General features: G+C 73.5%; 21 protein-coding genes. 10 read left to right on the top strand and 11 right to left on the bottom strand.

What is annotated here, in order from left to right; genetic code table 11:
• Nucleotides 1–133: 133 nt before the first annotated feature.
• Together OIM89_RS10330 and OIM89_RS10335 are read left to right on the top strand one after the other, a co-directional pair.
• Nucleotides 134–1,561: a hypothetical protein gene (locus tag OIM89_RS10330; protein ID WP_030697344.1), complete on the top strand. Its 1,428-nt coding sequence runs from the start codon at nt 134–136 to the stop codon at nt 1,559–1,561.
• A gap of 113 nt (nt 1,562–1,674) precedes the next feature.
• A complete protein-coding gene (locus OIM89_RS10335) occupies nt 1,675–3,060 on the top strand; it encodes an APC family permease (protein WP_030697345.1) in 1,386 nt (461 codons plus the stop codon).
• A 331-nt stretch (nt 3,061–3,391) separates the two neighbouring features.
• On the opposite strand, the gene OIM89_RS10340 is transcribed toward OIM89_RS10335, so the two are convergent.
• The 4 genes from OIM89_RS10340 to OIM89_RS10355 form a co-directional block, all read right to left on the bottom strand.
• Nucleotides 3,392–4,852, bottom strand: coding sequence for a GH1 family beta-glucosidase (locus OIM89_RS10340; RefSeq protein ID WP_264491175.1), 1,461 nt, complete (start codon nt 4,850–4,852; stop codon nt 3,392–3,394).
• 86 nt (nt 4,853–4,938) lie between these two features.
• Entirely contained in the window at nt 4,939–5,874 is a 936-nt protein-coding gene (locus tag OIM89_RS10345) for a carbohydrate ABC transporter permease (protein ID WP_047468235.1), read from the bottom strand.
• A 14-nt stretch (nt 5,875–5,888) separates the two neighbouring features.
• Nucleotides 5,889–6,884 (bottom strand): carbohydrate ABC transporter permease, encoded by a 996-nt coding sequence (locus OIM89_RS10350; protein ID WP_030697348.1) that lies wholly within the window; start codon nt 6,882–6,884, stop codon nt 5,889–5,891.
• 105 nt (nt 6,885–6,989) lie between these two features.
• A complete protein-coding gene (locus tag OIM89_RS10355) occupies nt 6,990–8,300 on the bottom strand; it encodes an extracellular solute-binding protein (protein WP_151168305.1) in 1,311 nt (436 codons plus the stop codon).
• A gap of 315 nt (nt 8,301–8,615) precedes the next feature.
• Here OIM89_RS10355 and OIM89_RS10360 point away from each other — a divergent pair, with 315 nt between their 5' ends.
• The 5 genes from OIM89_RS10360 (at nt 8,616) to OIM89_RS10380 (ending at nt 12,403) form a co-directional block, all read left to right on the top strand.
• Nucleotides 8,616–9,632 carry a LacI family DNA-binding transcriptional regulator gene (locus OIM89_RS10360; RefSeq protein ID WP_030697350.1) on the top strand — a complete coding sequence of 339 codons (1,017 nt, stop codon included), beginning with the start codon at nt 8,616–8,618 and terminating at the stop codon, nt 9,630–9,632.
• A gap of 575 nt (nt 9,633–10,207) precedes the next feature.
• The gene (locus OIM89_RS10365; protein ID WP_030697351.1) at nt 10,208–10,618 is read left to right on the top strand and encodes a hypothetical protein; all 411 of its coding nucleotides are present in this window, start codon (nt 10,208–10,210) and stop codon (nt 10,616–10,618) included.
• A complete protein-coding gene (locus OIM89_RS10370) occupies nt 10,615–11,424 on the top strand; it encodes a hypothetical protein (protein WP_030697352.1) in 810 nt (269 codons plus the stop codon). The genes OIM89_RS10365 and OIM89_RS10370 overlap by 4 nt, the downstream gene beginning before the upstream one ends.
• 38 nt (nt 11,425–11,462) lie before the next feature.
• On the top strand, nt 11,463–11,972 hold the full coding sequence (locus OIM89_RS10375) for a roadblock/LC7 domain-containing protein (protein WP_030697353.1): 510 nt from the start codon (nt 11,463–11,465) through the stop codon (nt 11,970–11,972).
• A gap of 56 nt (nt 11,973–12,028) precedes the next feature.
• The gene (locus OIM89_RS10380) at nt 12,029–12,403 is read left to right on the top strand and encodes a hypothetical protein (protein ID WP_023417482.1); all 375 of its coding nucleotides are present in this window, start codon (nt 12,029–12,031) and stop codon (nt 12,401–12,403) included.
• 45 nt (nt 12,404–12,448) lie between these two features.
• Here the strand turns inward: OIM89_RS10380 and OIM89_RS10385 are convergent, their stop codons facing one another.
• The 6 genes from OIM89_RS10385 to OIM89_RS10410 form a co-directional block, all read right to left on the bottom strand.
• Nucleotides 12,449–12,988: a hypothetical protein gene (locus tag OIM89_RS10385; protein WP_030697354.1), complete on the bottom strand. Its 540-nt coding sequence runs from the start codon at nt 12,986–12,988 to the stop codon at nt 12,449–12,451.
• A gap of 137 nt (nt 12,989–13,125) precedes the next feature.
• Nucleotides 13,126–13,959 carry a MurR/RpiR family transcriptional regulator gene (locus tag OIM89_RS10390; RefSeq protein WP_030697355.1) on the bottom strand — a complete coding sequence of 278 codons (834 nt, stop codon included), beginning with the start codon at nt 13,957–13,959 and terminating at the stop codon, nt 13,126–13,128.
• A 224-nt stretch (nt 13,960–14,183) separates the two neighbouring features.
• Complete coding sequence (locus OIM89_RS10395; protein ID WP_030697356.1) at nt 14,184–14,792, bottom strand: TetR/AcrR family transcriptional regulator; 609 nt, start codon at nt 14,790–14,792, stop codon at nt 14,184–14,186.
• Between the two features lie 2 nt (nt 14,793–14,794).
• The gene (locus OIM89_RS10400) at nt 14,795–15,604 is read right to left on the bottom strand and encodes an ABC transporter permease (RefSeq protein ID WP_264491176.1); all 810 of its coding nucleotides are present in this window, start codon (nt 15,602–15,604) and stop codon (nt 14,795–14,797) included.
• On the bottom strand, nt 15,601–16,584 hold the full coding sequence (locus OIM89_RS10405) for an ABC transporter ATP-binding protein (RefSeq protein WP_047468222.1): 984 nt from the start codon (nt 16,582–16,584) through the stop codon (nt 15,601–15,603). Before OIM89_RS10405 ends, OIM89_RS10400 begins: the two co-directional genes overlap by 4 nt.
• Nucleotides 16,585–17,027: 443 nt before the next feature.
• Nucleotides 17,028–18,425: a cystathionine beta-synthase gene (locus OIM89_RS10410; protein WP_030697359.1), complete on the bottom strand. Its 1,398-nt coding sequence runs from the start codon at nt 18,423–18,425 to the stop codon at nt 17,028–17,030.
• Between the two features lie 156 nt (nt 18,426–18,581).
• On the opposite strand from OIM89_RS10410, the gene OIM89_RS10415 reads away from it, so the two are divergent.
• The 3 genes from OIM89_RS10415 to OIM89_RS10425 all read left to right on the top strand — a co-directional run bounded on the left by OIM89_RS10415 (nt 18,582) and on the right by OIM89_RS10425 (nt 22,338).
• Nucleotides 18,582–19,664 carry an SGNH/GDSL hydrolase family protein gene (locus OIM89_RS10415; RefSeq protein ID WP_229360019.1) on the top strand — a complete coding sequence of 361 codons (1,083 nt, stop codon included), beginning with the start codon at nt 18,582–18,584 and terminating at the stop codon, nt 19,662–19,664.
• Between the two features lie 322 nt (nt 19,665–19,986).
• A complete protein-coding gene (locus OIM89_RS10420; RefSeq protein ID WP_030698699.1) occupies nt 19,987–21,207 on the top strand; it encodes an acetyl-CoA C-acetyltransferase in 1,221 nt (406 codons plus the stop codon).
• A 327-nt stretch (nt 21,208–21,534) separates the two neighbouring features.
• Nucleotides 21,535–22,338 (top strand): hypothetical protein, encoded by an 804-nt coding sequence (locus tag OIM89_RS10425; protein WP_030698698.1) that lies wholly within the window; start codon nt 21,535–21,537, stop codon nt 22,336–22,338.
• 68 nt (nt 22,339–22,406) lie between these two features.
• On the opposite strand, the gene OIM89_RS10430 is transcribed toward OIM89_RS10425, so the two are convergent.
• Entirely contained in the window at nt 22,407–22,718 is a 312-nt protein-coding gene (locus OIM89_RS10430) for a hypothetical protein (protein WP_030698697.1), read from the bottom strand.
• Nucleotides 22,719–22,771: the final 53 nt, after the last annotated feature.

Genomic DNA, 22,771 nt, shown 5'->3' on the forward strand with positions numbered 1-22,771 from the left:
GGGTCTCCTCCGGAGGGGGCCGGCCCGCACCCTGTTCATTCACGAGCCGTTCCGCTGAATATAGCTAGTCAGAGCGGGGGCGTCAGCCCCGGCGCCCTGGCCACGGGCGCGTCGCGGTGGTTGCCTGGCCCTCATGGGTGATCACCGATACGACCTCAGCCACCTCCCGGACAGCGCCTACGCCGAGGCCAACGAGCCGGCCGCGCGCGCCGCCCGCCGCGACCGGGCCGTCCGCGCCGCCGTCGCCCAGGGCCTGGTCGGCCCGGACGAGCCGATCGCCGGACTCCTCGACGTCGACGGCATCCGCGCCACCGCCGCCGCCCTGCACGCGGCCTTCGACGCCGTCACCGCCCCCGGCACCCCGGTCCTGCACGCCTTCGCCGTCAAGGCCACCCCCCTCGTACCGGTGCTGCGGCTCCTCGCCGAGGCGGGACTGGGCGCCGAGGTCGCCTCCCCGGGCGAACTCGCCCTCGCCACCGCCGCCGGCATCCCGCCGGAGCGGATCGTCCTCGACTCCCCCGCCAAGACCCCCGCCGAGATCCGCGAGGCGCTGCGCCTGGGCGTCGCCCTCAACGCCGACAACCCGCAGGAACTGGAACGCCTCGACGCCATCCTCGACGGCACCACCCCCTCCTCCCCGGTCGGCGTCCGCGTCAACCCGCAGGTCGGCGGCGGCTCCATCGGCGCCCTCTCCACCGCCACCCCCACCTCCAAGTTCGGCGTGGCGCTGCGCGATCCGGGCGCCCGCGACTGGGTCCTCAACGCCTACGCCGCCCGTCCCTGGCTCACCCGGCTGCACGCCCACTCCGGCTCGCAGGGCATGCCGCTGGAACTCCTCGCCGAAGGACTCGGCGCCCTGTACGAGCTGGCCGAGGAGATCAACGAGGCGGCCGGCCGCAAGCAGATCGACACCCTCGACATCGGCGGCGGTCTCCCCGTCAACTTCCACTCCGACGCGGACGACCCGAGCCACGCCGCCTACGCCGCCCTGCTGAAGAACACCGTGCCCGGACTCTTCGACGGGCGGTACGGCCTGGTCACCGAGTTCGGCCGCTCGGTGCTGGCCAAGCACGGCACGGTGCTGGCCCGGGTCGAGTACACCAAGTCGGCCGGCGAGCGCCCCATCGCCGTCACCCACGCCGGGGTCCAGGTCGCCACCCGCACCGTCTACAACCCCGAGTCCTGGCCGCTGCGGATCGCCGCGTTCGACGCCGAGGGCCGCCCGCGCACCGGCGACACCGTCGTCCAGGACGTGGCAGGCCCCGCCTGCTTCGCCGGGGACCTCCTCGCCACCGGGCAGACCATGCCACGGCTGCACCCGGGCGACTGGGCGGCGGCCCTGGACACCGGGGCCTACTACTTCGCCCACCACTACGCGTACAACAGCCTGCCGAGGCCGGCCGTGCACGGGTGGACGGAGACGCCGGGGGCGGCCGGTTCCGAGAACGCCGAGCCGGAGGTGCGGTTCGCGACGGTGCGGACGGCGCAGACCGTGGCCGAGATCGTCGCCGAGGGCGGCGAGGCCCACCGGGACGGCCTCACCGGGCTGGCGGATCTCTGACGGCCTGATCTGACGACCTGACCGGAAGGGCCCTTCCGCGGCCGGGACCGCCGGTGCTTGTGCGGGTCGGGGGCGGGTAAGGAAGCCTCCATCACTCACCAGGGGGAGGACCCATGGACGCCACCCGACCCGCCGGAGCCCCCGGCAACCCGCCCGAGGAGACGGCCGCTTCCCCGGCCGGGGAACCGCCCCTCAAACGGGCCATCGGCCCCAAGCTGCTGATCCTCTTCGTCATCGGCGACATCCTCGGCACCGGCATCTACGCCACCACCGGCAAGGTCGCGGGCAAGGTCGGCGGCGCGCTCTGGGTCCCGTTCGCGATCGGCTTCGTGGTGGCGCTGCTGACCGCCGCCTCCTACGTCGAACTGGTCGGCAAGTACCCGAAGGCGGCCGGGGCGGCGCTCTACACCCAGAAGGCGTTCAAGGTCCCCTTCCTCACCTTCATCATCGCCTTCATGGTGATGTGCTCGGGCCTCTCCTCGGCCAGTGCCGCCGCCCTCGCCTTCAGCGGCGACTACATGAGCGAGCTGACCGCCGGCGCCCTGCCGCCCACCCTGATCGCCGTCGCCTTCGTGCTGATCCTCGCCGCCGTCAACCTCCGTGGCGTCGCCGAGTCGGTCAAGATGAACGTCGTCCTGACCCTGGTCGAACTCAGCGGCCTCGCCATCATCCTGGGCATCGGCGCGTACGCCGTGCTGACCGGCGGCGGCGAGCCGTCCCGGCTGGTCGAGTTCGAGTCGAGCGGGACCGGCTTCGCCCTGATGACCGGCGTGCTCGGCGCCACCGCGCTCGGCTTCTTCGCCTTCGTCGGCTTCGAGGACTCGGTCAACATGGCCGAGGAGACCAAGGACCCCACCCGCACGTTCCCCCGCGCCATCTTCATCGGCGTGGCCGTGACCGGCACCATCTACGTCCTGGTGGCGCTGGTCTCCTCACTCCTGGTCGACCCCGGCACCCTCTCCGGCTCGGACGGGCCGCTCCTCGAAGTGGTCAAGGCGGGCGGCGTCCAGTTCCCGCCCCAGCTCTTCGCCCTGATCGCCCTCTTCGCCGTCACCAACTCAGCGCTGATCAACATGATGATGGCCTCCCGCCTCTGCTACGGCATGGCCAACGAACGCATCCTGCCCCGCGCCATGGGCCGCGTCCTGCCCAAGCGCCGCACGCCCGTCGTCGGCATCGTCTTCGTCACCCTGCTTGCCCTCGGCATGGTCCTCACCGGCGAGATCGAAGGACTCGGCGACACCACCGCCTTCCTCCTCCTCTGCGTCTTCGCCGTCGTCAACATCGCCGTCCTGGTCCTCCGCAAGGACCGCGTCGGCCACCCCCACTTCCGCACCCCCACCGCCCTCCCCGTCCTCGGCGCCCTCACCGCCCTCATCCTCGCCAGCCCCCTCGCCGACCGCCCCGCCGACGTCTACATCCGCGCCGGCGTCCTGATCCTCCTGGGCATCGGCCTCTGGCTGCTCAACAAACTGGCCCTGCGCGGAGAGCGGGGCTGAGTCCCGCCGCCGGCCGTCCCGTGGTCCCGGGTGGACCGGTGCCCGGCGCCGGATACGGCGCGTCGGGCGGCCGGGAGACGCCCGCACACGGAGGTACGCGGAGGCTCCGGCGGCGCACGGCCGCCTGGGCGCGGCACCAGCTGGGCCGGGCGGTGGAAGTCGCCCGGGATCTCGATGCGCCCCGCGGTGCCGTGGGCGCGGGGCACCCCGGACCGGTCCGGGGTGCCCCGCGCGGAGGCTTCCGAACGGGAGGCCGCCGCCCTGGGGCCGGTGGCGAGGGTGCCTCAGCGAACCGGCCTCACGGCCGGTCCGCCGGGGCGCTCCGGCTCGCTCACCGGCCCGGCCCTGCGTCGGCCGGGAGGGTGCCCGTGCGGGCCACCTCGGCATACCACCGCGCGCTCGACTTCGGGGTCCGGGTGCCCGTCGGGTAGTCCACGTGGACGGCGCCGAAGCGCTTGCTGTACCCGTAGCCCCACTCGAAGTTGTCCAGGAGGGACCAGAGGAAGTAGCCGCGGACGTCGACGCCCGCCTCGATCGCCCGGTGCACGGCGGTCAGGTGACCGTGCAGGTAGGCGATCCGCTCCGGGTCGACGACCTCGCCCTCCGGGTTGACGTAGTCGTCGAAGGCGGCCCCGTTCTCCGTGATCATCAGCGGCAGACCCGGCTGGTCGGCCTTGAGGCGCAGCAGCAGGTCGTAGAGTCCGCTGGGGTCGATCGCCCAGCCCATGGCGGTGGTGTCGCCGGGCGGGCGGTGGAAGGCCACGCCGTCGGCGCCGGGCCACGGGCTGTGCTCGCTCGCCCCGTGGCCGTCCGAGCCGTGCGCGCCCTCGCCGGTGGCGGCGGAGACCAGGGTGGGCGTGTAGTAGTTGACGCCCAGGAAGTCGAGCGGCTGGTGGATCGTGGCGAGGTCCCCGTCCTGGACGAAGGACCAGTCGGTCAGGCTCCGGGTGTCCTCCAGGAGGTCCGCGGGGTAGTTCCCCTCCAGCAGGGGCCCGGTGAAGACGCGGTTGGCCAGCGCGTCGATGCGCCGGGCCGCGTCGAGGTCCTCGGCGGACTCCGTCAGGGCCCGCACGTGGTGGATGTTGAGGGTGATGGCCACCTCGGCCTGGGCGGGGAGCTCGGCGCGCAGCGCCTGGACGGCCATGCCGTGCGCGAGGTTGAGGTGGTGCGCCGCGCGCAGGGCCGCCACGGGTTCGGTGCGGCCGGGCGCGTGCACTCCGGAGGCGTAGCCGAGGAAGGCGCTGCACCACGGCTCGTTGAGGGTGATCCAGGTCTTCACCCGGTCCCCGAGGGCACGCGCCGCGAGGGTGGCGTAGTCGGCGAACCGGTCGGCGGTGGCGCGGCCGGGCCAGCCGCCGACGTCCTCCAGCTCCTGGGGCAGGTCCCAGTGGTAGAGGGTGACGACCGGCTCGATGCCCTTCTCCAGCAGGGCGTCGGTCAACGCGCGGTAGAAGTCGAGTCCCCGCTCGACCGACGGGCCGCGGCCCGTCGGCTGCACGCGGGGCCACGCGAGCGAGAACCGGTAGGCGCTCACCCCGAGGTCGGCCATGATCTCGACGTCCTCGCGCCAGCGGTGGTAGTGGTCGGTGGCCACGTCACCGGTGTCGCCGTTCCGCACCCGGCCGGGCGTGTGCGCGTAGGTGTCCCAGATGGAAGGGGTGCGCCCGTACGCGGAGGCGGCGCCCTCGATCTGGTAGGCGGCGGTGGCGGTGCCCCAGGTGAACCCCTGCGGGAAGTGGCGGACGCCGGGGGTCTGGGGGACGGTGGCGGGGCGTCGGGGGGCGATGGTCACGTGGTTCCTTCCGAGCGGGGCTGCGGGGCGGGGTTCGGGGCGCGCGGGTCGACGGCGGGGCCCCGACGCGGGGAGGCTGCGGGCACTCATCCCTTCACGGCGCCCTGCATGATGCCGCCGACGATCTGGCGGCCGAAGACGACGAAGAGGGCGAGCAGGGGGAGCGTGCCGAGCAGGGCGCCGGCCATGATCAGCGACTGGTCCCGGACGTATCCGGCACTCAGCTGGGTGAGCGCCACGGGGACGGTCGGGTTGCTCATGTCGAGCACGATGAACGGCCAGAAGAAGTCGTTCCAGGTGTGCACGAACGTGATCATGAAGAGCACGGCCATCGCGGGCCGCGCGACGGGCAGGACGATGCTCCAGAAGATGCGCAGCGAGTGCGCCCCGTCCACCCGCCCGGCCTCGACGAGTTCGTCGGGCAGCGCCTCGGCGAGGTACTGCCGCATGAAGAACACGCCGACGGCGCTGACCAGGGTGGGGAAGATGACGGCGGGCAGTTTCTGTCCCCAGCCCAGCTCGGTCATCATCATGAAGAGGGGAACGACCCCGAGCTGCGGGGGGACCATCATCGTGCCGATGACGAGCATCAGCAGGATGTTGCGGCCCTTGAAGCGGAGCTTGGCGAAGGCGAATCCGGCCAGCGTCGCGAACAGCACCGTGGACAGGGCGACCGCGCCGGCCACGATCAGGCTGTTGAACATGGCCTTGCCCAGCGCGGCGTCCTGCCATGCCTTGCCCAGGTTCTCCAGCAGATGCGGGCCGGGGAGGAACGGCGGCGGCGTCTGGGTGACCCGGGTGTTGTCGGACGAGGCGGCCACCAGGGTCCAGTAGAGCGGGAAGAGCGAGAGGAGCGACGCCAGGCCGAGCAGGACGTACGCGAGGGGGCCCGCGTGGTGCTGGCGCCCCGCGCTGGGGCGCAGGGAGAACCGTCGGCGCCGGGGGCCCGGCCGGGGCCCTCTGGCCGGTTCCGGCGCCACGGGCCTGTCCGGGGGACGGACCGGGAGGCTGTCTGTGGTCATGGGGGATCTCCCGGTCAGGCCTTGCGCGCGACGAAGCGCTTGACGAGGCGTTGGACGACGAAGATGAGGATGAGGAGCAGGAACATCGCCCAGGCGACCGTGGCGGCCCGGCCCATCTGGTAGCTCTTCCAGCCCTCCTCGTACAGCAGCAGACCGAGCGTCTGGTACTGGTTGTCCGCTCCGCCGGTGACGCCGTTCGGCCCCTGCCCGAAGATCAGCGGCTCACCGAAGAGCTGGGTGGCGCCGATGGTCGACAGCACGATGGTGAAGACGATGGTGGAGCGGATGCCGGGGACGGTGACCTTGGTGAACTGCTGCCACCGCGAGGCGCCGTCGATGGCCGCCGCCTCGTACCGGTCGCGGGGGATCGCCTGCATCGCCGCGAGGTAGAGCAGCGCGTTGTAGCCCGTCCAGCGCCAGATGACGATGGTGGAGATGGCCGCCTGCGCGGCCCACTTGTTGTTCTCCCAGTCCAGGTGCTCGAACCCGAACAGGCTCAGGCCCCAGTTGATCATCCCGAAGTCGCGCTCGAAGAGCATGGTGAAGACCAGGGCGGCCGCCCCCACCGAGGTGGCGTACGGGGTCAGGCTGGCGACGCGGAAGAACGTCGAGCCGCGCAGCCGGTAGTTGAGCAGGTGCGCCAGTCCGAGCGCCATCAGCAACTGCGGCACGGTCGACAGGACGCCGATGGTGATGGTGTTGCCCAGCGCGTTCCAGAAACGCTCGTCACGCACCAGCGCCAGGTAGTTGTCGAGCCCCACCCACTCCATGAAGTCCAGGGACGCGAGCTCCACGCGGTGGAGCGAGATCCACGACGTGTAGATGAGCGGATAGAAGCTGAAGGCCGCGAAGACGACGAAGAACGGTGCGATGAAGGCGTACGGCGCGCCCTTGACGTCCAGTCGGTGCAGAAGCGCGCCGCGCCGTCGGCGCTTCACACCGTGGTCGGTGCCGGGCGGCGGGGCGGTACCGGTCGTTCGGTCCTGGGGGGACGAGGTGGAGGTGGCCACCGGAAGGCGTCCTTCCTGGGGGTGGGTGGGCGGTCGGGGGTCCGGCGCCCTCAGGGGAGGCAGGGGGCGCCGGACCGCTGCGAGGGGGTGCCGGGACCCCCCGGGTCAGCCGACGGCCTTCTTGATGCGCTCGTCCGTGGTGTTCCACGCGTCGTCGGGGGTCTTGTTCTGCGACTCGATCAGCGTCAGGCCCTGGGAGAAGATGTCCTTGATGGTGCCGTCCTTGCGGCCGAGCACCTGCTCCTCGGGGACCTCCCGGGCCGCGGCGCCGAAGATCTCCCCGATCGGTGCGTCGTTGAAGTACTCCGACTTCGCGCCGGCGACCTCAGGGGATTCCAGGGCGGTCCGGGACGAGGGGAAGAGGCTCTGCTTCTGGAAGAGGAACGCCTGCTGCTCGGGCGCGGTGAGCCAGGCGACGAGCTCCTGCGCCTCCTTCTTGACGGGGCTGTTCTCCATCACCCCGAGGAACGAACCGCCCCAGTTGGCTCCCTTGGGGGCCTTGGCCACGTCCCACTTGCCCTTGTTGGCCTCGCCCGCCTTCTCGCTGATGTGCGCCATCATCCAGGCCGGGCACACGGCGGTGGCGAAGGTGCCGTTGGCGAGCCCGGGGTCCCAGCCCGGCTGGAACTGGCGGAGCTTGGCGGTGAGGTCGGACGTGGCGGCCTTCGAGGCCAGCTTCCAGGCGTCCTTCACGACGGGGTTGTCGGCGTAGACCAGCTCCCCCTCCTTGTCGTAGAACTGCTGGGGGCCGCCGTAGATCATGGCGTTGAACAGTCCGCTGGCACTGTCCATGAAGGCGACCTTGTCGCCCTTGACGCCCTCCTTGAACCTCTCGCCGACGGCGACGTACTTCGCCCAGTCGCCCTCCCACAACTTGGCGACCTCGTCCCGGTCGGTGGGCAGGCCCGCCTCCTCGAACTTGTCCTTGCGGTAGCAGACCGCCATCGGGCCGATGTCGGTGCCGAGGCCGATGACCTTGTCGTCGGCCGTGGTCACCTGGCTCTGCTTCCACGGCAGGAAGTGGTCGGTCCCCTTCACGCCGGACAGGTCGGAGAACTTGTCCTGCTGAGTGTCGACCAGTTCCTTGGCCCGGCCGATCTCTATGCCCTGGATGTCCTTCAGCCCGCTGCCGGCGGCCAGATGGGTCTGGAGCGCGGTGTAGTAGGTCTGTTCGTCGCCCGCGATCTCCGCCTTGACGACGACGTCCGGGTTCTCCTCCATGTACTTGTCGAGCAGCCCGGACTCCTTGAAGCCCATCACGCCGTACAGCCCCATGGTGATGGTGACCTTGCCGTCCTTCCGGCCGCCGCCGGTCCCCTCACCACCGCCTGAGCAGCCGACGAGCAACCCGAGGGCCGACACCGCGGAGACGGCGGCGACGACTCTTGTACGCGGCTTCCTGCGGGTTCTGGCCATGTAGTCCTCCTCAGCGGCGCTCACGCACCGGGTTCGAGCCCGCGTAGCTGTCCCGCAAGGCCGATTTGCGTGGTGGGTACGTTCCCAACTGACGGTGGGAACGTGCCCACTTGGGAGCTCGAAGACTGGCCGTCACCGAAAGGCTGTGTCAAGAAGTTGACGCGACTTTGTTTCGGGAGGATGTCCGTCCGCCGCCCTCCGGCCCCCTCGGCCCCAGGGGTGTTCTGGCAGAATGCGCAGGCGAACGGCGGCAGGTCACGGCCAGGCCCCGCCCGGCGGATCACGGTCTGACCGACCTGGCGCGAGGGAGGCTCCATGGGCAGCAGGCAACGCCCGACGATCAAGACCGTCGCCGCGCGTGCGGGCGTGGGACGGACCACGGTGTCCCGCGTCATCAACGGTTCGGAGCTGGTCAGCGACGAGGCCAGGTCGGCCGTGCTCGCCGCCATCGCGGAGCTGAACTACGTGCCCAACTCGGTCGCGCGGGGGCTGGTGACCAGCAGGACGGACTCCGTCGCCCTGGTCATCCCCGAGTCGGAGAGCCGGCTGGGCTCGGAGCCCTACTTCGCCGCGGTCATCCGCGGCGTCAGCACCGGTCTCGCCGAACGGCGGATCCAGCTCCAACTGGTTCTCGTACGCGACCAGGCCGAGCGCGACCAGCTCACCGAGTCGGTCGCCGAGCGCCGGGTGGACGGGGTGCTGCTGGTCTCGGTGCACGAGCACGACCCGCTGCCGGGCCTGCTGGAGAACATGGGGCTGCCCACCGTCCTCGCCGGCCGGCGCGCCCACGGTGAGCCGCTCAGCCATGTCCGCGCCGACAACGAGGGCGGCGCCGCGGCGGCCGTCGCCCACCTGGTGGCCCGGGGGCGGCGGCGGATCGCCACCATCAGCGGCCCCCTCGACATGGACGTGTCGCGCAGTCGCCTCGACGGCTGGCGGGACGCCCTGCGGGGCGAGGGCGTCGAGGCGGCGGAGACGCTGGTGGCCTCCGCCGACTTCACCGAGGCCGGCGGCGAGGCCGCGATGCGTTCACTACTTGAACGCGAGCCCGGCCTGGACGCGGTGTTCGCCGCCTCGGACGTCATGGCGGCCGGCGCGCTGGTGGAACTGCGCCGCCAGGGCCGGCGGGTCCCCGACGACGTGGCGTTGATCGGCTTCGACGACTCCGTCGTCGCCCGGCACAGCAACCCGCCCCTCACCAGCGTCCGCCAGCCGGTCGAGGCGATCGGCCGCACGATGGCCCGGATCCTCCTGGCGGAGATCGACGAGCCCGGACAGCCTCGGCAGCACGTCGTCCTGCCGACGGAACTCGTCGTACGGAGGTCGTCCTGACTCCGCCCCGTGGCGGGCGGGTGGCGGACCGCACGCGCGTCTCGGCTGATCCGCGGGCGGCTTCCAGGGCAGGCTGAGGCGCCTCGGGCGCCCGGGCCCCGGCCTCGACTCCCACCGGACCGGGGCGGACGGAGGGACGGGCGGGCCACGGCCGCCCGGACGCGCCGCGGCCCACGCGCCCGTGGGCCGGCGGGCTGGTGGGCCGGCGGACTGGTGGGCCGGCGGGCTGGTGGGCCGGCGGACTGGCGGAGCCGTAAACCGGCCGGAGCGGCCGAAGCCGACCCGGGCGTGCGTTCCCCGGCCCGGCCGGGCCCGAGGGCGAGGGAGCCCGGCCGTCGGCCCGAATCCGTCCCGGCCCGGCCCGGCCGACGCCCCTGGCCGCCCCAGGGGCACAGCCATGCCTATACAGCTCTGCCACCGTCCACGGCAACCCCCGTGTCCAACGGGGCCGAACCTTATCGCCCCGTACGCAAGTACCCCTGGAAAATGCCAGAACTTCCCCAAGCCCCCCACCACCATGCGTAGCCTCGTGCTCACACCCCCAGCCGCTGCCCAGTCCGGGAGGAACCCCCCGCATGCCCGGAATCGACGAGTGCCTGCTCGACATCATGAAACTCCCCGGCGCCCGCGGCGCGGCCGTCGTCGACTGGACGAGCGGCCTCGCCCTCGGCACCATCGGCGAATCCCCGCACGACGACCACGAGGCCACCGCCGCCGAGACCGCCGAGGTCGCCCGCATGGCCGCCGAACAGCCCGCGTTCGCCCAGGAGTCGGCCCGCGCCGCGGCCCCGCCCGAGGACCCCCCGGCCTCCGGCGTGGAGGACGTCATCGTCACCTCCCCGGCCGGCTACCACATCCTCCGTTTCGTCGAGACGGACTTCGACAGCAGCGTCTTCGTCCACCTCTGGCTGCACCGCTCCGAAGGCAACCTGGCCCTCGCCCGCATCCGCCTCGGCGAACTGGCCCAGCGGCTGGTCCTGGCATGAGACCCCCGGTCTCCCCCGCCCCCACCGCGCCCTTACCCGCGGTCTCCCCGATGCTCCGGCGCCTCGCCGAGGAACGCGCCACCGGCGCCCTGATGCGCGAGAGCGGCACCCTCTACCTGGCCGACGGCCAGGTGGTCCACGCGGAGTCCCCGGCGACCCCGGGCATCGACGTCCTGCTCACGGCCGGCGGCACTTTGGCCAGGGCGGGCTGGTGGGAGGCGGTGGCCGCCGCCGGCGCACGGCAGCGGGTCGCGGCGTACCTGGTGGACAGCGGCCGGGTGCCGGGCGGCGCGCTGGAACTCTGCCACCTGGGCGCCCTGTACGACGCCGCCTTCTTCGCCCTCGCGCCGACCAGCACCCCGGCCCGCTTCCGCTACGGCGTCTCGCACTGGATCGGCCCGGTCCACCCGGTCCCGGCCGGCTCGGTGGAGCGCGAGACGCTGCGCCGCCGCGAACTGCTGGACCGCATCTGGCCGGACGCCGCCGTCGACACGGCACCCCTGGTCCGCCTCCCGGAGGCCGCCGGCCTGCCGCTGACCCCGCGCCGCCGCGCCGTCCTGGCCGCGGTCGACGGGTCCCGGTCCGCCGCCGAGATCGCCCGCGGACTGGGCCGCTCCGCCTTCCACACCCTGGTCGACGTACGGCGGCTGGCGGCGGCGGGCGCACTGGACGCCGTCCGGTCGTACGGCCGCCCCGACGACGCCTCATCCGGCCCTCGCACCGGGGCCCCTGTCCTCCCCGAGGTGACGCCCGACCCGGACATCGCCCTGCTGCGCCGGCTCCGAGACGCCCTGGAGGTCCTGTGATACGCGCGCGCCGACAGCGTGCCGAGAGGAGACAACTGATGGCCGCCGAACGGGAAGTCCTCGACGAACTCCAGCGGCTGCGGGCCCGCGTCCCGCTGCTCTCGGGAGCCCTGGCGGCCTCGGCCGACGGCCTGGTCCTCGCCCAGGACACGGCCGGCGTCGAGGCGGAGAGCCTCGCCGCCCTGACCGCCGCCGCCCTCGGCGTCGCGGTCCGCCTCACCGACGCGACCGCCCGCGGCTCCTTCCGCGAACTCCTGGTCCGCGGCGAGAAGGGGTACGTGGCGACGTACGCGGCGGGCTCCTCGGCGGTGCTGACCCTGCTCGCCGAGGACCGCATCAACGTCGGCCGCCTCCACCTGGAGGGCCGCCGCGCCGGGGCCCGCGTCGGCGCCCTGGTGGACGCCGCCCTGGAACGGGCGGCCACCCCGCAGCCCCGAACCGAACACACCCGCGCAGGAGTGCCGGCCCGTCCGGCGGCCCCGCCACCGCAGGCACCGGGCCCGGCGACCGGCACCCCGCCGGGGGCCCTGCCCCGGCGCCCCGTATGAGCCCCACCGCAGCACCCCGTACACGCAACCATCCGAGGAAGAAAAGGAACGCACCCATGGCCAACACCGAAACGTCCCTCAAGGAAGCGATGAGCGTCATCGAGGGCGCCACCGGCGTCGCCCTCGTCGACTACACGAGCGGCATGGCGCTGGGCACTCTCGGCGGCGGCAAGGAGTTCAACCTGGAGGTCGCGGCGGCGGGCAACACCGACGTGGTCCGCGCCAAGCTCCGCACCATGGAGCACCTGGGGCTGAAGGAGGAGATCGAGGACATCCTCATCACCCTCAGCGGCCAGTACCACCTGATCCGCCTGCTCAAGTCCCGTGGCGGCAACGGCCTCTTCCTCTACCTGGTGCTGGACGCGGGCCGCGCCAACCTGGCCATGGCCCGCCACCAGCTGCGCCGCATCGAGACCGAACTGGAGGTCTGAGCCGGTACGCCCCGTACGGGACGGGGGACGCCGGACCCCGCGCGGTCAGCGCCGCCGGCCGCCGCCGGGCGCCGCGTCCCCCGCCTCCGTGCCCGTCGTCCACAGCCGGGTCGCCTTCGCCCCCAGCGGGTCGCCCGCACCCCGGCCCAGCGCGTCGGCGGCGGTCCACAGCAGGACCTCGCGCGCCTCCTCGACCCGCCCTGTCCTGCGCGCCCGCAGCCACAGTCCCGTCCCCCAGCCGGCCAGCAGCATGCCGCCGGCGGCGGGCAGGGCGAAGGCACTGCCGAGGGCGGCCGCGAAGGCGAGCGCGAGCCACCAGGCGTGGCCGCGCCGCCAGTTGCGTACCGTCACCGAGCGGGCCTGGAGGATGTCGGAACGGGCGGCGCGTTCGGCCTCGCCGGCCAGCGCGGCGGCCCGGCCGCCGCGCACCAGCGGCACCACCACTGCCGCCACCAGGAAGAACAGGAGGCCGACGAGGACGCCGATACGGCGCCCGGTCAGCCCCTCCGGGATCAGCCCGGCGCCGGCCGCGACCAGTCCGAGCCACCACAGGGGCGCCGCCCCGGCCCGCTGGACCACCGCCACCCGTACCAGTCCCCGCGCTCCGCGTCTCAACTCCCGCTCCTCCCGCTCCCGCTCGCCCCGGGCCGCCCGGGGCCGGTGTGGGCCGGGAGATTACCGGCCATTCCTGAGACGTGGGTGAGAAACGGCGGCCTCCCCCTCTATTCGGCGAAGAGCCCCCGGTCGGCGGCGCGCGCGTCGAACCGCTCCAGCCGGGCCTGCGCGTCGGGCAGCGCGTCGCACATCGCCTCCAGCAGGACCCGCCCCAGCAGCATCGGCGCGCAGGCCGTGTCGAAGGCGAGCCCGGTCCCGACCGCGCCCGGGACGAGGATGTCCGACTCGGCGGCGACCGGCGCGAACGCCGAGTCGGCCACGGTCACCACGGTGAGCCCGCCCTCTCTGGCGTACGCCAGCGCCTCGACCACCTCACGCGGGTGGCGCGGCAGCGCGAAGCAGAGCAGCGCCGAGGCCCCGGCGAGCCGGGCCGCGTCGATCCGGTCGACCAGCATGGTGCCGCCCTCGTCGAGCAGCCGTACGTCCGGGTGCACCTTGGCGGCGAAGTAGGCGAAGCCCCGCGCCTGCGCGGCCGCCGCCCGCAGCCCCAGCACCGGCAGCGGCCGCGACTGGGCGAGCAGCCGCCCGGCCCGCTCCAGCGGCGCCGGGTCGGCGAGGAAGTCGGCGAGCCGTCGCAGATTGGCGACCTCGGCCTCGACGGCCTGCTGGTAGCCGTTGGCCTCGGCGGGCGCGGACGGGGCACCGGGCGCCCGCTCCCGCAGGTCGCGCCGGAGCGCCGGATACCCGTCGAAGCCGAGGGCGACCGCGAACCGCGTCACGGACGGCTGACTGACCCCGGCCAGCTCCGCCAGCTCCACGCTGGACAGGAACGGCACCTCGTCGGCATGGCGCACCATGCAGTGCGCGATCCGCCGCTGCGTCGGCGTCAGCCGCCGCCCCTCGAAGAGCCCCTGAAGCCTCCCGGCCGGGCTGTGGGTCATCCGTCGCGTCCCCTCGGAGCTCGCCGCCATTCATCCGTCATGCGCTGTGCATGAGCCTATACAGGGTGCCGGGGGCGTGCCCGCTAGTCCCAGCCAGGGTCCGGACACGAGTCCCGTGAGGCGCGACAGGTCACGGATTCATCCGCTCGGGCGGGGAGTTGGGTCATACGAGGCACCGTAGGGCAGGGCAGTGACAGGCCGGAGGAGCGTCAGCGGCGCCGCCCTCACCGCTCAGGGGCCGCCCCGCGCAGGAAGAGGTCGACGACGTCCTCCGCGAGCCGGGCCGCGGGGCCCTGGGCGGGCCGTTCGCCGGGCGGCATCGCGACCTCCTCGGGCATGGGCTGGAGCATGGCGGCCAGTTCCATGAAGGCGGTGGCGAGGAAACCGGGGTCGGCGGCGCGCAGCTCGCCGGTGCGCACGGCCCGGTCCATCAGGGCGGTGACCGGGGCGATCAGCCCGTCGACGTACGCGTGCGAGACCTCGGAGCGGGCGGCCTCGTCGAGGTGGCGGGTGGCGGTGTAGATCTGGTCCCCGAGCGCCGGGTCGTAGGTGCCGGAGGCGTACGTCCCGGCGAGGGCGAGGAGGCGTTCGCGCAGGGTGGTGCCGGTCTCCAGGGCGCCGGCCAGGACGGCGGAGGTCTGCTCGATGTAGTGGTGGGCGACGGCGGTGAGCAGGGCGGGCTTCCCGCCGGGGAAGTGGTGGTAGAGGCTCGCCTTGCGGACGTCGACGGTCTGCGCGATCTCGTCCAGGGAGACGCCGAGGTAGCCGCGTTCGGCGAGCAGCCGCGCGAACTCGTCGCGGGCCCGGGAGCGGGTGTCGGGGTGGCGGGGCATGGTCAGACTCCTGTACGTGTGCGGCGGACCAGGGCGAGGTGGGCGGCCACCGCTCCCAGTACCAGGATGACGGCGGTGACGGCCGCGCCGGGCCAGGGGGTCTGGTCGGGCCAGTCCAGGGCGAGCAGTCCGCGCAGGGTCTCCAGCGGCGGGGTGAGGGGGTTGAGGTCGGCGGCGGTGCCCATCCAGCCGTCGAGCAGGTCGCGGGGGACGAAGGTGGCGGTGAAGAAGGAGAGCGGGAAGAAGACGAGGGTCACCGAGCCGACCGCGGCCGTGTTCCCGGTGTGCAGCCCGGCCGCGGCGGCGAGCAGCAGGAACCCGGTGCCGAGCAGCACTGTCGCGCCGACCAGCGCGGCCAGTGCCGCCGGCCCGGCGGCAGGCGTCGCCCCGAGCAGCACGCCGAGCCCCGTCAGCGCCGCCGCCTGGGCGGTGAGGACGGCGATCCCCGCGAGCACGGGGGCGGCCAGCAGCGCCCAGCGGGGGACGGGGGTGAGCCAGAGCCGGGCGTGGTAGCCGGAGGTGATGTCGCGGACGAGCAGCTGCCCGGCGGTGGCGCCGCCGGTGAAGGCGGTGGTGAGCAGGCAGAGCGGCAGGACGAGGTCGACGTAGCGGCCGCCGGGGGTGGCGGTCCGGGCCAGGGCGGAGAGCTGGGCCTCGTAGATGACGAGGAAGAAGGCGCTGGTGAACAGCGGGGTGAGGAGGAGGGAGGGGGTGCGGGCGCAGGTGCCGAGGGCGCGGGCGGTGAGGGCTGCGAGGGCGCCGGGAGCGGCGGCGGGGCGCGCGGTGGCGTCGGCGGGCGGGGAGCTGGTCATGCGGCGGGGACTTCCTCGGGGGTCGGAGCGAGGCGGAGGAAGACGTCCTCCAGCGTGGGTTCGTCGACGCGGAGGGAGTCGGCGTGCAGGCCCTCGGCGGCGAGCAGCGAGAGGGTCCGGCCGTCGGCGCCGGGGCCGGCCAGGCGGACGCCGACGGTGTCGGGGGCGGTGCGGTGGGCGGGCTCGCCCCGGCCGGTGAGCAGGGTGAGGGCGCGGGCGGCGGCGCCGGCGGCGGTGAACCGCAGGTGCAGGACGCGCTCTCCCGCCTCGGCCTTGAGGGTGCGGGGGTCGGCGGAGGCGACGAGGCGTCCGGCGCGGAGGATGCCGATCCGGTCGCAGAGCTGGTCGGCCTCCTCCAGGTACTGGGTGGTGAGCAGGACGGTGACGCCGTGGTCCCGGACGAGCCCGCGGATCTCGTCCCACAGGCCGCGCCGGCTCGCCGGGTCGAGGCCGGTGGTGGGTTCGTCGAGGAAGAGCACGGCGGGGTGCTGGACCAGCGCGGTGGCGAGGTCGACGCGGCGCCGCTGGCCGCCGCTGAGCTTTCCCACCGGGGTGTCGGCGAAGCTCTCGGCGCCGAGCGTCGCGAGGAGTTCGGCGGCCCGGTCGCGCGCGGCGCGCCGGGTCAGCGCCTGGGCGCGGCCCTGGAGGGTCAGCAGGGCGCGGCCGGTCATCAGCGGGTCGAGGGCGACGGCCTGGAGGACGGTGCCGGTGCGGCGGCGGACGGCGCCCGGCTCGCTCGCGAGGTCGGCACCGGCGATCCGGGCACTTCCCCGGGTGGGCCTCAGCTGGGTGGTGAGCATGCGGACGGTGGTGCTCTTGCCGGAGCCGTTGGGGCCGAGCAGTCCGTAGATCTCGCCGGTACGGACGCGCAGGTCGAGGGCGTGGACGGCGGTGCGGCCGGCGAAGTCGCGGCCGAGGCGGTGGGTGCGGAGGGCGTCGTCGGCCGCCGCCTCGGCGGGCGGAGGTGGGAAGGGAAGCATGACGCAAACCTACCTAACGATAGGTAGATTTGCCAGGCGGAGAGAGAACCGGCATCCACGAGCGGCACCCCGGAGCCGGAAGGAGAACGAAGAAGAGATGCGCGGGGACCGCCGCACCCCCCGGGGCGAGCCCCAGGAGGGCGGGACGACGGCGGTCCCCGCGAGGGGCGGGCGCCGGGTCAGGGCCGGGCACCGCGCCCACGGGCGTCGTGCGGAGGTCCGGGAGCCGCTCCGGAGGTCCGTGACGCCGTTCGCGTGCCGGTGGGAAGCGGCCCCTCGCCCCCGGGTTCCCCCGGTGGTCGTGGGCTGTCTCCTGCCGACACCCACCAATGTGCCGGACGCGTGTTAACCGGGTGCTGCGCCGACGTGTCGGGCTCGTACCACTTGTGCGAAGGGGAGCGCGGCCCGCTCCGGGATGTCCGGGACGCGGGCCGCGCGGGGGCTCACTTGACGGCGGTGCCGGCCGAGCGGGCGAGGAAGGAGAGCAGGTCCTGACGGCTGACGACGCCGGTCGGCTTGCCCTCCACCAGCACGATCGCGGCGTCCGCCTTGCCGAGGACGGCCATCAGGTCGGCGACCGGCTCACCCGAGCCGACCTGCGGCAGCGGGCGCGACATGTGCTTCTCCAGCGGGTCGTCCAGGGCGGCGCGGTTGGCGAAGAGGGCGTCGAGCAGTTCGCGCTCGACGACCGAGCCGACGACCTCGGCGGCCATCACGTCGGGGTGGCCCGCGCCCGGCTTGACGATCGGCATCTGCGAGACGCCGTACTCGCGCAGCACCTCGATGGCCTCGCCGACGGTCTCCTCGGGGTGCATGTGGACGAGGGAGGGCATGGCGCCCTCCTTGTCGCGCAGCACGTCGCCGACGCGGGGCTCGTCGCCGCCCTGGTCGAGGAAGCCGTAGTCGTTCATCCACTCGTCGCTGAAGATCTTCGAGAGGTAGCCGCGGCCGCTGTCCGGGAGCAGCACGACGATCACGTCGTCGGGGCCGGCCTCGCGGGCGACCTCCAGCGCGGCGACGACCGCCATCCCGCAGGAGCCGCCGACCAGCAGCCCCTCCTCCTTGGCGAGGCGGCGGGTCATCTGGAAGGAGTCCTTGTCGGAGACCGCGACGATCCGGTCGGTGATGTCCCGGTCGTAGGCGGTCGGCCAGAAGTCCTCACCGACGCCCTCGACCAGGTACGGACGGCCGGAGCCGCCGGAGTAGACCGAGCCCTCGGGGTCGGCGCCGACCACCCGCACGGCGCCGCCGCTGACCTCCTTGAGGTAGCGCCCGGTGCCGGAGATGGTGCCGCCGGTGCCGATGCCCGCGACGAAGTGGGTGATCTTCCCGTCCGTCTGCTCCCACAGCTCGGGGCCGGTCGAGTGGTAGTGGGAGAGGGGGTTGTTCGGGTTGGAGTACTGGTCGGGCTTCCACGCCCCCGGCGTCTCCCGGACCAGCCGGTCGGAGACGTTGTAGTACGAGTCCGGGTGCTCAGGGTCGACCGCGGTGGGGCAGACCACGACCTCGGCGCCGTACGCCCGCAGCACGTTGATCTTGTCCAGCGAGACCTTGTCGGGGCAGACGAAGATGCACTTGTACCCCTTCTGCTGCGCGACGATGGCCAGGCCGACGCCGGTGTTGCCGCTGGTCGGCTCGACGATCGTGGAACCGGGGCCGAGCAGCCCGCGCTCCTCGGCGTCCTCGATCATGCGCAGGGCGATGCGGTCCTTCACGGAACCGCCGGGGTTGAAGTACTCGACCTTGGCCAGGACCGTCGCCTGGATTCCCTCGGTCACGTTGTTGAGCCTGACCAGCGGGGTGTTGCCGACCAGATCGACCATCGAGTCGTGGATGTGCACCGTTGTCTCCGGGCGTCGATGACTGCGTAACGCAGGGCTGTATGGGTGCGCACAGCGTAAGCCGCCCGGGCCCCCCGGCGTGGCCGCCGGGGATTGGCGCACGGTCCCGGCGGGGCACAGTGTGGGTGTACGGCTACGAGGAGGTGGCTGCCGGTGATGTCGAGGGCGAGGGTGGCACGGCGGATCGCGGCGGGCGCGGCGTACGGCGGCGGCGGCATCGGACTGCTCGGCGTGGCCGGCGTCGGGGTGCTGCTGGCCGAGGCCCAGCTCGCCAAGCGCTCCGTGGGGAGCCAGGGGAACGGGGCCGCGCCGCCGCGCGCCGACGGCGTGTACGGGAGGGCCTTCGGCATCCGGGCCGACGGGGAGCCGCCGCTGGAGCCGCTGCGGTTCCTGATGCTGGGCGACTCGACGGCGGCAGGGCAGGGGGTGCACCGGTCCCGGCAGACCCCGGCCGCGCTCCTCGCCAGCGGGCTGGCGGCCGTCGCCGAGCGCCCGGTCGAACTGCGGAACGTCGCCGTCCCCGGTGCCCGCTCCGACGACCTCGACCGCCAGGTGTCGCTGGCGCTGGCCGACGGCGGGTGGGTGCCCGACGTCTGCGTGCTGATGGTCGGCGCCAACGACGTCACCCACCGCATGGCCGCCACCGAGTCGGTACGGCTGCTCGCCTCGGCGGTACGGCGGCTGCGCACGGCCGGGGCCGAGGTGGTGGTCGGGACCTGCCCCGACCTCGGCACCATCGAGCCCGTCTACCAGCCGCTGCGCTGGCTCGCCCGGCGGGCCTCGCGGCAGCTGGCCGCCGCCCAGACCATCGGGACGGTCGAACAGGGCGGGCGGACCGTCTCCCTCGGCGACCTGCTCGGGCCCGAGTTCGCACAGAACCCGCGCGAACTGTTCGGCCCCGACAACTACCACCCCTCGGCGGAGGGGTACGCGACAGCGGCGATGGCGGTACTCCCCACCCTCTGCGCCTCGCTCGGACTCTGGCCCGAGAGCGAGCGCCCGGAGGCCGCCCGCGACGAGGGCTTCCTGCCCGTGGCCCGCGCCGCCGCCCGCGCCGCCGCCGAGGGCGGCACCGAGGTCACCGCCGCAGGGGGCGCCCGAGGCCCCCTCGCCCTCCTCAAACGCCGCCGACGCCGCCGCATCCCCCACGAGCCCTCCCCGGCCCCGGCCCCGGAGACTCCGGCCCCGGAGACTCCGGCGCCCGAAAGGAACGGCCTCAATCACCGGCCGGGCTATTGACAGCCCGGCCGGCGATTGAGGCCATCGGTGACCGGTGGCTGAGGTGCCACCTCAGCCCCATCACACGCAGCCCGGCCGGCGTCTGAGGCCAAAGAGCCCGGCCGGCGTCTGAGGCCACGGTGCCCGCGGCCACCCCGGAGCCGCACCGGAAACCCCGCCCACCCCAAAACAGCCCAGCCCCCGCACCCCCCTCGGCCCCGCGGCCGTGAGCAAGCGCTTAGAAAGTGCGGCCCGTGTCACAGCCCAGAGTGGGTGACCCGAACCCTACGTACGGGTAGCTTCCGCAAGGAAGCCCCGCCCTCGTACCGACTGGAGCCGCCCGATGCCCGAAGCTGTGATCGTCTCTGCCGCCCGCTCCCCCATCGGCCGCGCCTTCAAGGGCTCCCTGAAGGACGTACGCCCGGACGACCTGACCGCCCACATCATCGAGGCGGCCCTGGCCAAGGTCCCCGAGCTGAACCCTCGTGACATCGACGACCTGATGCTCGGCTGCGGCCTCCCCGGCGGCGAGCAGGGCAACAACCTCGGCCGGATCATCGCCGTCCAGATGGGCATGGACCACCTGCCCGGCTGCACGGTGACCCGCTACTGTTCCTCGTCCCTCCAGACGAGCCGCATGGCCCTGCACGCGATCAAGGCCGGCGAGGGCGACGTCTTCATCTCGGCCGGTGTCGAGACGGTCTCCCGTTTCGCCAAGGGCAACTCCGACTCCCTCCCGGACACCCGGAACCCGCTCTTCGCCGAGGCGGAGGCCCGTACGGCCGCCGTCGCCGAGCAGGGCGCGGACTCCTGGCACGACCCGCGCGAGGACGGCAAGCTGCCCGACGCGTACATCGCGATGGGCCAGACCGCCGAGAACCTGGCCCGGCTGAAGGGGGTCACCCGCGAGGAGATGGACGAGTTCGGCGTCCGCTCGCAGAACCTCGCCGAGGAAGCCATCAAGAAGGGCTTCTGGGAGCGCGAGATCACCCCCGTCACCACCCCGGACGGAACCGTGGTGAGCCAGGACGACGGCCCGCGCGCCGGCGTCACCCTGGAGGGTGTGCAGGGCCTGAAGCCCGTCTTCCGCCCCGACGGCCGGGTCACCGCGGCCAACTGCTGCCCGCTCAACGACGGGGCCGCCGCCCTGGTGATCATGTCCGACACCAAGGCGCGCGAGCTGGGCCTGACCCCGCTGGCCCGCATCGTCTCCACCGGCGTCTCCGGCCTCTCCCCGGAGATCATGGGCTACGGCCCGGTCGAGGCGAGCAACCAGGCCCTGCGCCGGGCGGGCCTGACCATCGACGACATCGACCTCGCCGAGATCAACGAGGCCTTCGCCGCCCAGGTCATCCCCTCCTACCGCGACCTGGGCCTGCCCCTGGAGAAGGTCAACGTCAACGGCGGCGCCATCGCCGTGGGCCACCCCTTCGGCATGACCGGTGCCCGCATCACCACCACCCTCATCAACAGCCTCCAGTTCCACGACAAGCAGTTCGGTCTGGAGACCATGTGCGTGGGCGGCGGCCAGGGCATGGCGATGGTCATCGAGCGCCTCAGCTGACGGCCCCGAGACCCCAGGTCTCACCCACGGAGGGTGGCCCCGTGCGCACGCCGGGCCACCCTTCGCAGGTGGGGAGGGGAGCGGCCGTACCGCACCCCTTCCGCACCACCCGCCCCTCCTCCATTCCGTGACCCAATCTCCCCCAGGATGTGACCTATATCCCGGGGGATCGGCATTTCCGCAGGTCACTATGGGTTGAGGGGGAACGCCCCGCCGAAAGACCTGTCCCTTTCGTGACGTAATGCACTGACAGCCGGATGGTTCGCCCTTCAAGCTGATGTAGGAAGTCGGGGACCGACTCGAACCGGGAGTACGTCAGTGAGCGCCATGACCCTTGCCCTGCTGATCGCCCTCGCCGCCGTGGTGGCCGTGGGCGCTGTCGCCCTGCACGCCGTGCACGGGCTGCGCCGGCAGATCACGGCGCTCCGCGCCGAGCTGCACGCCACCCACTCCGGCCGCGCCACCGTCCCGGCCGCCCGGGCCGCCGACGCGGACTCCATCCGTGAGGCCGTCGCCGAGGCGCTGGCCGAGGAGCGGGAGCGCGAGCTGGCCGAGGCGCGGGCGTTCTGGGCGGCGCAGGAGGCGCGGGACGCCTCGGACGCCCCCTCGCTCCTGGGCGGCCTGCACGGCCTGGTGGACGACCTGTTCATCCCCCGCCAGGCGGACCTGGCCGGGCTCGACGCGCTGGACGCCGCCGAGGCCGCGCAGCACCTCCCGGCCGCCGAGCCGGAGGAGGACTCCCCCGAGCTGGCCGCCGCCCGCCGCCGCCACCCCTCGCACCCGGACTTCGTCCCGGTCCGCCCCACCCCGGTGGAGCGCGAGACGCCCGGCGACGACCACGAGACGACGGTGGCCGTCCTGGAGGAGCTGGCGCTGGCCCGCACCGCCCTGGCCGACGTGCGCCCGGGCCCACTGGGCACCCTGGACGTCTACGTCTTCGCCGACGGCACCACCCTCTGCATGACCCCGGGCCACCGGGAGACGGCCGAGCTGCTGGCGGGTTCCCTGCGGGCCGGTGAGACGCCGGTACTGCTGGGCGGCTCCGGAGTCTCGGGCGCGTACGCCCTGACCTTCTCCTGCGGCGAGGACAACGTCTACCTGCTGGCCGACCGCGTCATAGCCTCCGTCTGACCGCCCGCCCCGCCTGCTCGCCGAGGTCCGCGTCCCCGCCGGGGGCGCGGACTCGTGCGTACGCCCCGTCAGATCCCGGCCCGCTCCCGCGCCTCGGCGACCCGGGCCACGGCCGACTCCAGGGCCGCCTCACCGGGCAGGACGAGGGCGAGGTCGTGGGCGGCGACGGTGACCTGGTCGGCGACGGCGAACATCCCGGCGTCGGGCATCACGCGCACCTCCCCGGCGGGCTCCTCCAGGCGCTGGGCCCGGGCGGACAGCTCGCGGGCCAGTTCCAGGGCCTCGGCGGCGGCGCCGCGCTGGAGCTTGCTCTGCGGGGCGGCCCGCAGCCGGTCGGCGAACTGGTCCACGGCACTGGTCAGCGGGGTCGTATCAAGCACACCGCCGACCCTATGCCCTGGGCCGGCCCGGGAACGCCGAAGCGCCCCGCGGA

The sequence above is a fragment of the Streptomyces sp. BI87 genome (assembly GCF_025957665.1).
Taxonomy (GTDB): Bacteria; Actinomycetota; Actinomycetes; order Streptomycetales; family Streptomycetaceae; genus Streptomyces; species Streptomyces albidoflavus.